Source organism: Sphingopyxis sp. Geo48, from assembly GCF_949769155.1.
Lineage (GTDB): Bacteria > Pseudomonadota > Alphaproteobacteria > Sphingomonadales > Sphingomonadaceae > Sphingopyxis.
This window is the reverse complement of sequence record NZ_CATKPA010000012.1, coordinates 17,874-31,619: the sequence shown is the minus strand read 5'-3', so window position 1 is coordinate 31,619 and position 13,746 is coordinate 17,874. Positions and strand designations below refer to the sequence as shown.

At 62.1% G+C, this 13,746-nt stretch carries 22 protein-coding genes; 6 read left to right on the top strand and 16 right to left on the bottom strand.

Annotated elements, in window-relative coordinates:
- Positions 1–79: 79 nt before the first annotated feature.
- The 9 genes from QOL79_RS19355 to QOL79_RS19315 all read right to left on the bottom strand — a co-directional run bounded on the left by QOL79_RS19355 (position 80) and on the right by QOL79_RS19315 (position 5,236).
- Positions 80–661, bottom strand: a complete 582-nt coding sequence (locus QOL79_RS19355; RefSeq protein ID WP_283420409.1) for a LysE family translocator — start codon at positions 659–661, stop codon at positions 80–82.
- A 45-nt stretch (positions 662–706) separates the two neighbouring features.
- On the bottom strand, positions 707–1,399 hold the full coding sequence (locus tag QOL79_RS19350) for a VIT1/CCC1 transporter family protein (protein WP_283420408.1): 693 nt from the start codon (positions 1,397–1,399) through the stop codon (positions 707–709).
- Complete coding sequence (locus QOL79_RS19345; RefSeq protein ID WP_283420407.1) at positions 1,396–1,890, bottom strand: helix-turn-helix transcriptional regulator; 495 nt, start codon at positions 1,888–1,890, stop codon at positions 1,396–1,398. Before QOL79_RS19345 ends, QOL79_RS19350 begins: the two co-directional genes overlap by 4 nt.
- 48 nt (positions 1,891–1,938) lie before the next feature.
- Positions 1,939–2,598 carry a cytochrome b/b6 domain-containing protein gene (locus QOL79_RS19340; protein ID WP_283420406.1) on the bottom strand — a complete coding sequence of 220 codons (660 nt, stop codon included), beginning with the start codon at positions 2,596–2,598 and terminating at the stop codon, positions 1,939–1,941.
- Positions 2,599–2,792: 194 nt separating this feature from the next.
- Positions 2,793–3,503, bottom strand: coding sequence for a thermonuclease family protein (locus tag QOL79_RS19335; protein ID WP_255265978.1), 711 nt, complete (start codon positions 3,501–3,503; stop codon positions 2,793–2,795).
- Positions 3,500–4,174, bottom strand: coding sequence for an SOS response-associated peptidase (locus tag QOL79_RS19330; RefSeq protein ID WP_062769464.1), 675 nt, complete (start codon positions 4,172–4,174; stop codon positions 3,500–3,502). Before QOL79_RS19330 ends, QOL79_RS19335 begins: the two co-directional genes overlap by 4 nt.
- 13 nt (positions 4,175–4,187) lie before the next feature.
- Positions 4,188–4,703, bottom strand: a complete 516-nt coding sequence (locus QOL79_RS19325; RefSeq protein WP_215353391.1) for an SOS response-associated peptidase family protein — start codon at positions 4,701–4,703, stop codon at positions 4,188–4,190.
- 10 nt (positions 4,704–4,713) lie between these two features.
- On the bottom strand, positions 4,714–5,043 hold the full coding sequence (locus QOL79_RS19320) for a hypothetical protein (protein ID WP_058804215.1): 330 nt from the start codon (positions 5,041–5,043) through the stop codon (positions 4,714–4,716).
- A 1-nt stretch (position 5,044) separates the two neighbouring features.
- Positions 5,045–5,236 carry a DUF6771 family protein gene (locus QOL79_RS19315; RefSeq protein ID WP_058804216.1) on the bottom strand — a complete coding sequence of 64 codons (192 nt, stop codon included), beginning with the start codon at positions 5,234–5,236 and terminating at the stop codon, positions 5,045–5,047.
- Between the two features lie 1,031 nt (positions 5,237–6,267).
- Here QOL79_RS19315 and QOL79_RS19310 point away from each other — a divergent pair.
- Together QOL79_RS19310 and QOL79_RS19305 are read left to right on the top strand one after the other, a co-directional pair.
- Positions 6,268–6,735: a DUF736 domain-containing protein gene (locus QOL79_RS19310; protein ID WP_058804217.1), complete on the top strand. Its 468-nt coding sequence runs from the start codon at positions 6,268–6,270 to the stop codon at positions 6,733–6,735.
- A gap of 77 nt (positions 6,736–6,812) precedes the next feature.
- Positions 6,813–7,865, top strand: coding sequence for a DUF2493 domain-containing protein (locus QOL79_RS19305; RefSeq protein ID WP_058804218.1), 1,053 nt, complete (start codon positions 6,813–6,815; stop codon positions 7,863–7,865).
- Positions 7,866–8,392: 527 nt separating this feature from the next.
- Here QOL79_RS19305 and QOL79_RS19300 read toward each other — a convergent pair.
- The 4 genes from QOL79_RS19300 to QOL79_RS19285 all read right to left on the bottom strand — a co-directional run bounded on the left by QOL79_RS19300 (position 8,393) and on the right by QOL79_RS19285 (position 10,137).
- Entirely contained in the window at positions 8,393–8,632 is a 240-nt protein-coding gene (locus QOL79_RS19300) for a GntR family transcriptional regulator (protein ID WP_283420405.1), read from the bottom strand.
- A 151-nt stretch (positions 8,633–8,783) separates the two neighbouring features.
- Entirely contained in the window at positions 8,784–9,257 is a 474-nt protein-coding gene (locus tag QOL79_RS19295) for a hypothetical protein (RefSeq protein ID WP_223181517.1), read from the bottom strand.
- 39 nt (positions 9,258–9,296) lie between these two features.
- Complete coding sequence (locus QOL79_RS19290) at positions 9,297–9,695, bottom strand: hypothetical protein (protein WP_058804234.1); 399 nt, start codon at positions 9,693–9,695, stop codon at positions 9,297–9,299.
- Positions 9,634–10,137, bottom strand: a complete 504-nt coding sequence (locus QOL79_RS19285; RefSeq protein ID WP_058804235.1) for a helix-turn-helix domain-containing protein — start codon at positions 10,135–10,137, stop codon at positions 9,634–9,636. Before QOL79_RS19285 ends, QOL79_RS19290 begins: the two co-directional genes overlap by 62 nt.
- A 255-nt stretch (positions 10,138–10,392) precedes the next feature.
- Between QOL79_RS19285 and QOL79_RS19280 the strand changes: the two genes are divergently transcribed.
- On the top strand, positions 10,393–10,581 hold the full coding sequence (locus QOL79_RS19280; protein WP_160328055.1) for a hypothetical protein: 189 nt from the start codon (positions 10,393–10,395) through the stop codon (positions 10,579–10,581).
- An 18-nt stretch (positions 10,582–10,599) separates the two neighbouring features.
- Positions 10,600–10,941: a type II toxin-antitoxin system VapC family toxin gene (gene vapC / locus QOL79_RS19275; RefSeq protein ID WP_283420404.1), complete on the top strand. Its 342-nt coding sequence runs from the start codon at positions 10,600–10,602 to the stop codon at positions 10,939–10,941.
- Between the two features lie 300 nt (positions 10,942–11,241).
- Here vapC and QOL79_RS19270 read toward each other — a convergent pair whose 3' ends face one another.
- The 3 genes from QOL79_RS19270 to QOL79_RS19260 form a co-directional block, all read right to left on the bottom strand.
- The gene (locus QOL79_RS19270) at positions 11,242–11,958 is read right to left on the bottom strand and encodes a nucleotidyl transferase AbiEii/AbiGii toxin family protein (protein WP_052208291.1); all 717 of its coding nucleotides are present in this window, start codon (positions 11,956–11,958) and stop codon (positions 11,242–11,244) included.
- Positions 11,959–11,962: 4 nt separating this feature from the next.
- The gene (locus QOL79_RS19265; RefSeq protein WP_223181289.1) at positions 11,963–12,238 is read right to left on the bottom strand and encodes a hypothetical protein; all 276 of its coding nucleotides are present in this window, start codon (positions 12,236–12,238) and stop codon (positions 11,963–11,965) included.
- A gap of 192 nt (positions 12,239–12,430) precedes the next feature.
- A complete protein-coding gene (locus QOL79_RS19260; RefSeq protein ID WP_052208289.1) occupies positions 12,431–12,961 on the bottom strand; it encodes a thioredoxin domain-containing protein in 531 nt (176 codons plus the stop codon).
- A gap of 94 nt (positions 12,962–13,055) precedes the next feature.
- Between QOL79_RS19260 and QOL79_RS19255 the strand changes: the two genes are divergently transcribed.
- Entirely contained in the window at positions 13,056–13,307 is a 252-nt protein-coding gene (locus tag QOL79_RS19255; RefSeq protein ID WP_039575504.1) for an AbrB/MazE/SpoVT family DNA-binding domain-containing protein, read from the top strand.
- On the top strand, positions 13,304–13,714 hold the full coding sequence (locus QOL79_RS19250; protein ID WP_054588716.1) for a type II toxin-antitoxin system VapC family toxin: 411 nt from the start codon (positions 13,304–13,306) through the stop codon (positions 13,712–13,714). The genes QOL79_RS19255 and QOL79_RS19250 overlap by 4 nt, the downstream gene beginning before the upstream one ends.
- The last annotated feature ends 32 nt before the right edge of the window (positions 13,715–13,746 follow it).

Sequence of the window (13,746 nt, the reverse complement as noted above, 5' to 3'; positions counted from 1 at the left end):
TCGGCCAGCTTGAGACGATTAGCAGACCAACGGTATGTCGCCGACGCACGCCATGGGATGCGACCGCACAAAAATTCTATTAGCCCAGATCGGTCAGGAGAAACGACAGCGCAACTGCCAGCATAATCACCGCGAATGCGCGCCGCACGATCTTGGTGCGCCGCGGGTCGGATAGCCATCCATGTGCCGCGCTTCCGGCTATGACTATCGACAGGTGAATGGAAGTCGCGATGGCGACGCTGATAACCGACAGGATTAGCGCAGCGCGGATGCCGAACGCCTCGCCGTGCAGGAACTGCGGCGCCACGACCAGGAAGAAGATATAGGCCTTCGGGTTGAGCAGATTGATCAAGGCGCCGGTCGCAAGGGCACGGCGGGGCGAGCTGACCGGCCGTGAGGATCGCGATCCATCGCCGGTGCCGCGCCATGCTTCGATTGCAAGCCACAGCATCATTGCCGCGCCGGCGAAGCGCAGGATGTTCCAGAGTTGCGGGGCGGCCTGCAGCAACGCCGCCAGACCTAATGCTGCCAGAACGCCGTTCGCGAGCAGGCCCAGCGCGACGCCTGCGACGGCGGACAGGCCGCAACGCCGGCCTTCGGTTGCGGCAAGCCCGGCGAGCCAAGCCACATTCGGGCCCGGCGTCAACTCGATCAGCAGCACCGCCAGCGCAAACCCGAAAATGTCCAAGCGAGTGTTCCTTCGCGGCTATACGGCAGTTCCGACCAGTCGCCCGATACCTGCCGTCAGTGCCATCGCGAAAGCCCCCCAGAAGACGACACGCGCGACTGGCTTCAACGGCCTCGATCCGCCCGCCGTTGCCCCAACCCATCCAAGCAGTGCAAGAAAGAGGAGCGATGCAACGGCCTCGCCGGGCACAAGCCAGTCGTGTGGGAGCATCGCCGCCGCCAGCACAGGGAGCAGTGCGCCCAGAGTGAAAGTACCGGCCGAGGTGAACGCGGCGGTGATCGGCCGTGCCGAGGTCATATCGGTTATGTGAAGCTCGTCGCGGGCGTGGGTGCCGAGCGCATCGAACGCGGTCATCTGGATGGCGACGGTTCTTGCGACATCGGCATCGACGCCCCGCGCCCGATAGACGCCGGCAAGTTCCTCAAGTTCGGCCTCAGGGTCTGTGGCCAGTTCGAGCCGTTCGCGTTCGATGTCCGATCGCTCGGTGTCCGATTGCGAGCTCACCGAAACATATTCTCCGGCGGCCATCGACATCGCGCCTGCGACAAGCCCGGCAATTCCCGAGACAAGGATCGCGGAGCGCGGGGCGCCCGATGCAGCGACGCCCATGATGAGGCTTGCGGTCGAGACGATGCCGTCGTTGGCGCCCAGAACGGCGGCTCGCAGCCAGCCGATGCGCGACACGAGATGGGTTTCACGGTGACTTCTCATCCATTGTTCCCCTGCGGTTTTGCTTCGGCCGGGTTGACCGCGTTGCCGTCGACAAGGTCTTCAACCATCAGGGCTATCAGGCCGACTTGCGAATGCACTCCGGCCTTGGCGTAGATGCGCGCGAGCTGCGCCCGGATCGTCCCCGACGCCGCGCCGCGAAGATGCGCAACCTCGGCCGCATCGAAGCCCTTGAGCGCGAAGAGCGCGACGTCGGCCTCGGCACCGGTCAGTTGCCAGTCGAGAAACCGCTGCCGGATAAGGTCCGACATGGCGCCGCGCGCCGTTGCGACCGCCGTCTCGTCAAGTCGGGCGCGAAGGATCAGCCAGCGCAGTTGCAGAGCGCCGAAGCCGACCCCGGCGAGAAGCGCAACGGTCGCGCCGGTTTCGACAAGCAGGTGCATGCTCCAGCCATCTTCGGCGAGGTCGCCAGCGACGTCGGCGATGAAGAAGATCGTCGCCACGGACTGGAGGATCACCAGAAAGGTGGTCACAACCGCCCGGCGTTCCAGCGATCTTCGTCTTTCCTGCATGGTCACGATTTACGCGCGCCCGGGCAACATAGCCAACAGGATTTCGCGGCCGCTGCGGCGCGTCTCGAAGGCCACCCCGGCGATATGCAGCGCGATAAGAACGTAGAGCAGATTGACGGCCGTTTCGTGGACTTCTTCCCACACGCCGTCCTCGCGGCCTGCGCCTTCGGCCTGCTCATCGTCGTCATGATCGCCCTGTTCTACGACCAACTGCCGGCTGACCGCGCCTGACGGCGCCGCTCGATCGAGAAAAGCCGTCGAAGGAGGTCCCGCCATCGCTACGCCGCTGGCGATGATGACGCCGAGCATGCTCCAGATCGCATAGACCATCAGCGCGCCGAGCGGATTGTGAGAGGGATGAATCTCCTTTTTGCCGACCTTGATATCCCGCAGGTGGGCAAGAGCTCGGCGGGGGCTGGGGAGAAAGGCCGAGAAGCGAGCCTCGGGCGGTCCTATCATTCCCCACAGCAGGCGAAGCGCGAGGATGGCGGCCAGTCCATAGCCGACCCAGATATGCGCTCCCGACCCTTCTTCGGTGAACAGCGCGTTTGCGATGATCGCGGTAATGATCGACCAGTGGGTTATTTTTACGACAGGGTCCCAGCTACGACGCGAGCGAACCGGTTTGTCGGCAAATTCTTCGAGATCGAAACGGGGCGAGGTGGGCATGATCTTTTCCTTCGCTATTTGAGGGATCTGACCATCGTCAAAGTCGCCTAGCCATCGGCGTACCGCTTATAAAAGCAGGCATAAGCACCTGCTTATGTCGAGGGCGTCATTGCGCACAGTAAATCGGCGACGTTTTGTCCGCTTCAGGCCTGTGACGCCCCAAAAGCGGATTGTCGGCTGTCGGCCACGAGTTTCTATCGAGGGCGATAAGGTTCGCAGGCGATTCCGTCGCCATCGCCATCCATCTCGGGGCGATAGCCGGGCTGCCCTCGATATATCGGCGCGGCACCAGCAGCCCAGGCTTCCTTGCAGTTGCGGAAATATGCGTTGGATGCTGGAGGCGGCGTCGCCGGTCGGGGGCCGTCTGACACGCGCGCGGTCGGCTGGCGCGGGGCGGGGTTGGCGGCCCGATAGTCGGCGGGCATCTGGAACTCGCCGCTCCAGAGACCGAGTCTGCGCTCACGCGCTCTTGCTTCATTGGGAACATAGGCGGCCGTGAATTTTGGCAGGGCCACAGCGAGGCCCGCATCGACGACGGCGGCGGAGAGGTCGATTATTCCGACCTGGCACATCGCGACGGTGCGGCCATAGTCGTCGATGTCGCGCTGTTCGCAGCGCACGGACTGGCCTTCCACGATCGCGGCGAGCTTGTCGGCCGCTTCCTGGCCGCAGGCCCAGGGACCGTCGCCGCGCGTGCAGGTCTGCTTCAGTTCGGGCGCGTCGATCCCGTAAAGCCGGACGACGATACCTGTGAGGTTGAGCGTATCGCCGTCGGAGACCCGCGCGGGGCCGCTCACGTCCTGTGCGACCGACGGGGTAGGGGGCAGGGCGAGCGAGAAGATGATAGCGGCGATCGCGGTGCGCGTGGGCCGGCGTGTGGCGCGGTTCGGGTTTTTCGATGTCACAGCAGGGTTGCGGCCGTGCGTGCCGCATTTTTCCTGGTACGACCCGCGTACCAGAGCTCGGGCGTGTGATCGATGACGAGACGATCGGCGGGATATTGGGTGACGAGCTTCATCGCCTCCTCGGCCGGTGCGTGCAGCCATGCCTCATGGTCTTCGGGATGTAGGATAACGGGCATGCGGTCGTGGACCTCGAGCATCTCGGGGACGGCATCGACCATCACCATGGTGTAGCTGTCGCCCCATTCGTCGGTCGGACGCCAGAAGCCCGCGCAGGCGGCCAGCGGCTGGTCGGCAATGCTGATCCATGTGCGTGTCATTTGCCCTTCGGGCCCAACGGCTTCGGCGAAGGCGGTGATCGGGATGAGGCAGCGATGCCCGGGCTGGACGAACCATTCGCGCCACATGCCGTAAGGCGACATCAGCTTGTCGTCGCGGGCGTTGTTGACGTGGGTCGGCTTGTTGGGCTTGCCGGTCTTCTTGTTGGTGGAATGCCGCGGAAAGCCCCACACCATTGCGTCGAGCTGGCGTTCGCCGGCGACCTCGCGAACGACGAAGCCCGTGCCGCCCTTCCAGACATCACCGGTGCTCGCATTGGTCTGCTTCTTGCGCTGCGCCTTGAAATGCGAGGCGACCTCGTCGACCGAGGCCTTGAGCGTGATCTGGTTGCACATCGGCGGCTCCCGTTCAGGCGGCGCCGAGCAGCCCCTCGAAACTGGGCTGGATCGGCGGCGTGATCGTGAAGCTACCTTCGGGGAAGGGGCGCAAGATGTCCAGCGGCGGGCGCTCCTGTTGCATCCAGTCGAACCAATCGTCGGGATCGACGACCGCCACATGGCGGTCCTTGTGCGGCGCAAGGTCCGGATAGGCGGGGACGGTCAACGCCGCGAAGGCATCGAGATAGTCGCGCGTCCCTCGCTGCCAGACCCCGGCAATGCAGAAGAAGGGGATGTCGGTGACGAGGCTTGCCGCATAGAGCGTCTTGCCGTCGCGCTTGATGCCGAACTCGTTGGCGAGGATGAGGCAGGGGCTTTCGATCCGCGCGGTTTCGGACTTGAGCAGCGGGATCTGTCCGATCTCGGGGTCGCGCGACCGGAGGCCCCAATGCGCCTCGATCTGGCGTTCTTCCTGGCCATCCCAGATCATGATCCGGTGCCCGCCTTTGCCGACACCCTGCAGGACGTCGTCGAAATCTCTCTCCATCGTCTAGCTCCTAGCTCCGGTAGCGGCGGATCGCGCGCTTCCATTCGCGTTCGTCGACCCGCTCCTTGATGCAGATCGCGTCCTTGTCCCAATTGACCACTTCGAGGCGGAGCGGTTCGACGCGGCGGCCGGAACTCCAGGCGCATTGCCGGCACCAGAAATGGCGGCACGCCTTGCGAAGATTATCGTCCCAGCCTTTGCGGTGAAAGCGGTACCAAAGCAGTCCCGCATCGAACTTGGCGTGATGACCGCAGCGGCAAACGGGCTGCACCGCATAATGCCAGATGGCCGCCTCGAAAATGTGCGTGGCCCGCGGAATGCCCGATTTCGTATGCTGCACGTCACAGCGCCAGCACCAGCTGATCGGCGTCGGCGGCGGCCGTGGTCTCACCGTGGATGCGCGCGATCGTCAGCGCCAGTTCCTGCGCGGCCGCTTCGCGTATGATTTCCGTTGGCGCGGTGAGGCCGACGCGCGCCCATCCTGGGGCGTCCAGGAGTGCGCGTGCGACTCGGTCAGGGTCGATTCTCATCATGGATCAATGAGAACATAAAAAGAACAAATGAGCAAGCTGCGGTACGCGCGCGTGGGCCCGTCTTCGCGATGCCGCCGCCACGCAAGCGGCCCCGGCGCAAGCCGAACGGACGGGCTCGGCCGTCCGGGCGTCCGCCCATTTCGGCATTTTCCAAGAAGCCGCCCAATAGCAATCGGCCCGAAACGCCAAAGCGGGTATCTTTGGAGCCCAGGGATACCCTGTGTTAAGCTTGGCTGTGCGGGGCGCACGCTGGTCGATCGTGCTTTGCGCCGGGTCAGTGACGCCGAATTATAGAGAGGAAAGATTACTCCAGATTGGCAAACCTTGTACGGAAAAGACAAACTATCCCGGCTGCAGGAAAGTTTTGTTTTTGAGAATGGCGAGGTTTCCCTAACGGCGGCCGCGTCGGTGGAGGGGCCTCTGGTGCCGATAAAGGGACCGGTCTCATCATTCCGATAACAGTCGGCCGGGCACGCGACCCGCCCGGCCGTATCTGGGCGGCGCTCCGCGTCCAGACCCCGGTTTTCCGGGCGCGGGGTGCCGTCATTTTCAGGGGCTAAGGCCACCCGGGGCTGCGCTCGGAATATTCGCTTCGGCGAGTGCGCGCCTACAAACTACCTGACCGCCATATCCAACGGTCAGAAGCCACGCATTAACCCGACGTGGCAGCGCGGAGAGCCCGCGAGCCGCATTGGTCACGCGAGGCGGGTGACGGGGTGAGGGCGCCGCGCATCCATGCGGCGTGGTGCACGCAGAGCTGACGTCGCCACTGCTATCTCATGACATTGCTGCCCGTCAGTTCGGGAGGCCACCTCCCCTATATCGCTCCCCTTCTTTCCGCTGACCCAGCCAGTCCTCTCAGTGACGCAGTGATCGGCTTTCGGCCTCCGCACGCCACGGCGCGGGCGGCGAGGTGAGCGCGCGCATGCGGGCAGCGGCGTGGGCCGAGGGCGCGGCGCCACAGAGGAGAGAAGGATCGGGAAGAGTGTCGCCGGGAAATGGTTCGCGCGCGACATTCGAAAGTAAGTGTCATGAATATCGGTGAAATCAGGAATGTGAATGATCGTCTGACTGGCTCGATCGCGACCCGCACGATCGACCTCCCGCGCATCGGTCTGCGCAAGGTCGAGAGCATGAACCCGCGGGCACCCGTTTACGAGGTGCTGGCGCTCAACGTCGCCCGGCGCTGGGTGCAGGTCGGGGCGCTGTGGGAAGCGGCGTCGAAGAAGACCGGCGAGGTTTTCCTCGCGGGCAATATCGACGACCCGAGCCTCCCCGAACCGCTGCCGGTGGCGCTGTTTCCGTCCGAAGACGGCGGCTACACCATCGCGTGGCGCCGCGAGACCGTCCGTGCCGAGTTCGGCGGCGGTTTCGGCGCGAGCACGCGCAGCTATGACGAGCAGCCGCAGGACCGCGGCTTCGGCGAGAGCACGGCGGGCTCGAACGGCGCGCTGATGGGCGCCGGCGCCGACCTCGACGACGAGGTGCCCTTCGGCTGACGAAGGCGCCGCAACCGGGCCGGGAGGCGCAGCTGCGCTTCCCGGCTCTTTTCTTGCCCGATCCAAGGAGACCGAACATGGTCGCTCATTCTTCCGCGCAAAGTGTTGACAGCTTTGCAGACCTTCGTGCCCTCTACGCCGAACAGATCGCCACGCCCGAATTCCAGGCATCGTTCGGCGATCCCATCCCGCTTTCGATCATCGAACCCGGTGACGAGCCGGGCGAGCATGACATGCCCGAACCCTTCGCGGCGCAGGCCGAATGCGGCGGGATCATCGCGACGATCTTCGACCTTTTCAACGACACGAGGCTCGCGCCGCTTTCCGCCGAGATCGCGTGGGGGTTCGTGAACAGCTTCCACTTCGTCGCCGGGAAACTCGAGCGCCGCGAGGATGCTCTCGCGGCCGAGGTTGGCGAGATGGTCCGGCGCATGGACATGAGCGAGGTGTTCAACAGCGAGCTCGAGGAAAAGCAGCTCCTGTGCCAATCGACTGCCGAACAGCGCGCGGCGATCGAATGCATGCGTGACTATGCCGCCGAAATGTATCGCACCCAGTCGGGCTGGCCCTGGTCGCCCGCGCGCGGATCGCGTGCATCCTCGGCCTCGACTGCGAGCCAGATCGCGGCGCAGGACTTCCTGCGCGAACGGGCACTCGATGCGCGCGAGCGCTACCTGCCGCAGGGGCCGGTCGTAGTCTTCTCCGGCCCCGCGCAATGGCACGACTGGGAGATGCTTTGGCGGCGGCTCGACGAGATCCGCGCCCGCGTGCCCCATATGACGCTGGTGACGACCGGGCAGCGCAAGGGCGCCGACGCGATCGCTGCAGCGTGGGCGGGGCGATCCGAAACCCGCGTACCCGTCGTGGCCTTCGGCCTCTACGGGACCGGGCGTAAGACCGCCTTCACCCGCAACCGAAAGCTCGCCGAACTTCGTCCCGTCGAAGCGGTGGTTTGCGAGGGGTCGGGATTGCAGGCCAATCTCTACCAGACGCTGCGACAGGCCAATGTCCCGATCCACGCCTTCCGCAAGACGGACCAGGCGCCTGAGAAGGAGAGCGCCGTCCGCCGCCCCACCGCGCATGGCGCGATGAAAGCGGCGCGCGGCGATCCGATGTTCGCCGCCGCCTGACATCGGCCGGGCCATAGGCCCGACCGTCACTTTGATCTCCCTGAGCCGGTGCGCTGAAGCGCGCCGGCTTTTCTTTTTGCTGCAGGGGATTTGCCGCACGTCCTGACCGCCCAGGCTGCGCCGAACCAGCCACACCGCCGTGCTCGCATATCGCGCCGTACAAGAACGGGAGCCTTTGCGGATCGGGGGCATCGAGCCCCCGCTCCGCAAACCTCTTCCTCTCTCTCAAGTCTTCTTATCGTGGCACGGGACCGCATCGGCCTCAAGGACGGCGGGGCCCCACCATTTTCCCTGGCGGGTCGGGCGCGGGGCTTCTTCCTTCCATGTGCGGTGGCCGCCAGAGAAAATCGTGACCCCCACCGCCGCTTCGCGGTCGGGCTTCGCCCGATCCTTGACCCCGATGCTCGGCGCCCGTGCAGGGGGAATGACCTCTCAATCTAGAGGAGGTCAATATGACGACGTTCAAACGCAGCATAAGGGATTTTTCGGAAATCCATGCCGATATATTCTCGCTGGCGCTCATTAGCTCATGCTGTGAAGACCCGAGCATTTTGGAGACCGGTGTTGGGGAAGCCTACCGGCATGTCGAGTAAAGCTTCGCCGACGAGCCGCAACATCGCCTCGCGGACCGGAGTCGCGCTCATTCCATATCGATCAGCTAGTTGTCCGATATTGATTCGCCCAGACGCGATACGACCTTCAATGAGATCGAGTTTAAGGCTGGTGTAGGCTCTTTGGCTAAGCCCGTGATCTGCGCTCATCTTCATACACTCCGAGTTCGAGCGCCCGTGCGCCAGTCGCGGACATGACCGATGCTTAGTGGAGTCTCGGACTGAGCATTGTGGTCAATCCCGGCGTGGAATGGTCGCCACAGAGCCCCTCCACGGTTCGCGCGTCGGCGGCGATGCGACGAATCAGTCAGGAACGCGGGGCGGGTGTGATCGTCTTCGCGCGCGAAGATGCGGCGCGATGTCGCTGATGAGTCCAAGCATATTCCTGGAGCCCGTCACGTGTCCTGCGGTGATGTCGCCGTGTCCCAATGGCGAGGATTGCGACCATTGGATAGGCGATCTTACCTACGATCCACCAATAGGCGACGGGCAAGATCTCGGGATTGTATGCCGTGACGCCGTGTGCCGCGACCGCAACCAACTGAAAGGCTGCCAGCCAGATCGGCCAGAATCTGTCTGCCGCCCCGGCGATTGCCGAAAGCGCCAGCAGGAGCCCGAAATCGATAAGTAACATTTCCCATTCGACGTCGCGATAGGATGGATTGCTTAGTCCGGCCCAAAAAGTTCCCATCGTGGCGATGACCATGCAGATCGACGCAGTCCTTTCCGGGGCTCCGCCTCGCCACTGCGCATAGGCAGAGACGAGGAAGAGCAGGATCATGAATGCCACAATGACGATCACGAGCAGCGGCCCCCTTGGTCAGGCGGCCAATTCAAGGGGCGTCGCGCCGCGCGCGCTTGGGCGCTTGACGACATCCCCGAAAGCTTCAGGATCAATGCCCAGCTTTTGTGCCAGCACTTCAAGCTGTCGATGACCTTCGGCCATGTAACCGAGCGCTCCGGTAACCGAGAGCTGCGCGTTGGTCAGGGCCGACAATATCTGATGTCCGACCAGCGGCGAAAGATTTTGGTGCGTCTGCGCGTCGATTGCCGCAGTGGCGAGCCGCCCGCCTTCCGCGAAAATCTGCTGCAGCAGTTTTTCGTAGCCGAACAGCGATTCGGTCAGATGCTTGATGCGCTCTTCATCGTCGGACCTTCTATCCGAGAAGCCGGGAGAGGACGTCGAGTCCGACGGCGAGCATGCCGAAGCCGACTGCAAGCGCGATCGCAAGGAAGACGAGCCAGAAGTAACGGAGGTACGGGTCGAGGTCATTTGCAGATACTCCCATGGTTCGTAGAGGAAGCAACCTGACCCAGGAGGTGGGCGGTGGTTCCGCCTTCTCCGGTGGCTCATCGGCCTGGCCGGTGCCTACCCCCGTATTCTCCAACTGCATTTTGCGGGGGGTCATCGCGGCGTCTTCGAAGGCGTGGAAAAGTTCCGCTGCGTGCCGGCGATTGCGGGCGCGCAAAATGGCGACAGCCTCGCTGATGTAAGTGTCGACGGTGCCGACGCCCAGACCCAATTCGAGGGCGATTTCCTTGGAGGTCTTGAGCCGATAGACATGGCGGAGGCACTCGCGTTGGCGCGGGGCCAAGCGTTCGCAGAGAGCGATGCTCGGCTCTTTTACATCACTAGCAGACAAGTGCGCGCTGCTTGCCATCAATGGACGGCAAGTCCCTTACGCTATCTAAAACAGCACCTCTTTTTCTCGACCCGAGCATTGCTTTCCGACGGATTCTGCAAGCGGCTCCCCGTGCATTCCGTCAACAGAGCCGGTTCCCGACTCTCTCTGAATTTCAACTTAACACGGGAGTAGGCGGACCGGAATTTTCAGGCAACCCTTGGCAACGATTTGCTTTTCTTCACCGAGTATCTCGTATGGGTGCTCTGCGATAAGGTCCGGTTAGTGAAAATCATGGCTGCGGATACGGAGGATTTCATCTTGTTCGGGGGTCGTCCGAACGGCCGTGACGCCGATGTGCGCCCGCGCGGCGCCCATGTCGGATCGCGCGGATCGGGGCCGCCGCCATTCTTCGCCCCGTCACCGCGGCCCGGCGCGACCGTGAAATCCATCCGTGCGATCGACCGCAGCATTTCGTCGTGATCATTGATGCGGTCGCAGATGATAGACGCATTGCTAGGCGCCGAGCCACTGCTGACCGGCGACATCATTCTGGCTGAAGTCCTGCAGGGTTTCACCAGCGACCGCGACTTCAACGTCGGGCTGAGATTGATGGGGTCTCTCGACCAGATCGATATCGGAGGTCGCGATATCGCGATCCAGGCGGCCCGAAACTTTCGGGCACTACGCGGCAAAGGGGCCACTATTCGCAAGACCATCGATACGCTTATCGCCACCCGTTGCATAGAAGACGGGTTAGCACTGCTCTACAGCGACCGCGATTTTGATCCTTTCGTGGAACATCTCGGACTCTCGTCGGCCATGTCGGACGCACGCCGATGATGTGATCCCTGCAAATCTGGATCGTAGCTCCAGATTTGCAGGGATAAGTCGTTGCTCGATTTCGCTTCTTCGCCCTGAACGGATATCCAACCGGAATAAGCTCGAAGTTATGGCTTTGCTCGGCGTTGCGGTGAGATGTCCGGCCCTTGAGCAACAATTCCCGTGAATTTCGAAAACGCCCGGACCCCGGCTTGCAGGGCGCATGCCGGTCAGTATCTTTACGGCGAGATATAAATTGCGCGCGATATTGGGCGCATGATTCGGTGCCAACGGCAATCGGAATGATCCGGTTCGTATCGTTCACCGGTCGGACTCATGCGGCCGGGTATCCGGATTCAGGATAGGCTGTTTCGCTGAAGCTCGTCCGATCAGGTCTCGACTGATTTCTCGGGAGTGGGCAACGAGATTGCGCGTCTTTTCGCGAAGCATGAGCTGGCCAATAATCCCTTCAACATAGGCGGGATTCGTTTTGTTGATGACTGCCAGAGCCGTTTCGCACCTCGCGCGGCCGCAATGCTCAATAGCCCCGACTACATAGTCGGGTCCAAAATGCTCGGCGACCGCTGCAAGGTCGAACATATCGCGCGGCTGGAAACTCCAACCGCGATAGAAGACCTTTTTAGCGATGATTTCCGCTGGCGTTTCAAGCGCGATGGCGTGACCTTGAACGTCGTGCGCTCGTGTTGGATCTGGAATGATGCTGTCGCAGCAGATGAAATCAATTTCGCCCAGATCGTGATAAGCAAGCTTCAGCATATCGGTGCCTGCCTGATAGCTGTCAGGAGCGTGATCGAGTTTGATGCCTTGCGTTTCCGGATTGAGAAATGGGAGGATTTGTGGATCGTCCAGAAACAGGTCGATGTCGTGACTTTCACGATGATCGATCTGCAGCATCAGTGCGGTTCCGCCGCCGAAGCTCCACTGAGGCGCGAAGCCGTTCGCCTTCCTGAAATGGTCAAGAATATCTACGGCGAGATTGAAAAGGACCGGCCATTCGCTCGGCCGCTTTGCAGACACGGCGTCAGGCCGCCAGCGGTAGCGTGTAGCCCGAAAGTTCGGAGATTTTATCGGCGACTTGGCTCGCTTGACTTGCGTCTACGCCCATCGCTGCCATGAACTGTTCCTGGACGTTCAGCGGCACTTCGGAGAAGAAAGCGAAAACCGGCGCGTTGCAGTCAATCGCGCTCTTCAAGTCGACGATCATGGCAGCAAGCTGATGTGCGGAAACGGCCGCCCCATAAGGGGCGTTCACCGTCGTCAGCACTTGAGTTACAGCGTTTGCCATCATTCCACTCATAACACGATCCTGTTTGGATCGTTGTTTTCATATAGTCGCGAGCGGTTATCAAAACAAGAATCTCGCTCAGGTCGCGTCCTACGCCCGACGCGAGGCAATAATGACAAGACCAGATTCAGCTTATGAAGCATGCATCATGGCTTTGATGTTTCAAGCAGATTCCGCGCCAGAGCTAAGAAAGTTCCGTCCGGCTTATCGCGACGGGCCCCCAACGATTCCAGTGAATTTCGAGAGTGCGCGGACGCCTACCGCTGGGCGAACGCCCGTCAGCATCTTCGCGGCGAGATAGAGGTTGCGCGCTAAATTGGGCGCATGATCGGTCCCGACGGCGATTGGAATGATCCGGTTCGTATCGTTCATCGGACGCACCCATGCGACCGGATGCCCGATCCAGGGCAAGCCGAGCCGGCCCGATCGCAGCATCGCTTCCTGCGCGGAAATGGCGCGGACCTGCCAGCCATATCGCCTTCCCAGACTTCCGAGCTTGGTCCAGAGATCGGCGCAGGGAACGCAGCCGGGCGCGGTGCTCATCTCGACGACGAAGGCCGAACTGCGTCCGCGCAGTTCCTCGGTAAAGTCCGGCGGGAAAGCGCGCGTCACCGGAACGCGCGAGAGCCAGTGGTTCATCGCCGCAGTTGTTCCGACCGGATGGATCGCGGCGCGCGCTGCATCCTCGCGGCTGACAGTCTGCGCCATGCCGGGCGAAATGACTAGGATGCTCATGCTCAGCGCGCTTGCACATCGCGCCAACATACTGAACTCGCCTTGCAGGTAAGGGGATTTGCTCTTACCTTGTGCTATTGAAAGGACTCGCCACATGAACGCTGTTACCATTACCGCGAAAGGGCAGGTCACGCTGCGGAAGGAATTGCTCAGGCATCTCGGCGTCCATCCAGGCGACAAGATCAGCTTTGACAAACTCCCCGGCGGTGAAATCAAGATTCGGGCCATCAGGCCTTCCGGAAAGATTGAGGATTTCTTCGGGTCACTCAAGCGGGAAGGCCAGCGGCCCATCTCGATCGAGGAGATGAATGAGGCCATTGAAAAGGGCTGGGCCGGACAGCTGTGAAAATTACTGCCGACACCAATATCCTCGTCCGATCCGCAACGCTGGACGATCCCGTTCAAAGCCCCTTGGCAAAAAAGCTCCTGAAGGAAGCAGAACTTGTTGCTGTGACGCTTCCGGCCTTGTGCGAGTTCTGCTGGGTGCTCAGAAAAGTGTATCGCTATGAGGCGGCAAGGGTCGCTGCATCGGTCAGATTGCTTATCGACGCCGGCAATGTCGCAGCGGACCGACAGGCTGTTGAAGCGGGGCTTGCAATACTGGAGCAAGGTGGAGACTTCGCTGATGGGGTCATCGCCCACGATGGCCAATGGCTGGGAGGCGAGACCTTCGTGAGCTTCGATCGAGGCGCTGTTGGCCTTCTGGCAAAGCATGGGCAATCTGCGATGAACCCCGATCAATCGAAAGCTTGATCCAACTGCGCTGCGCTGCTCGGCAATAGACG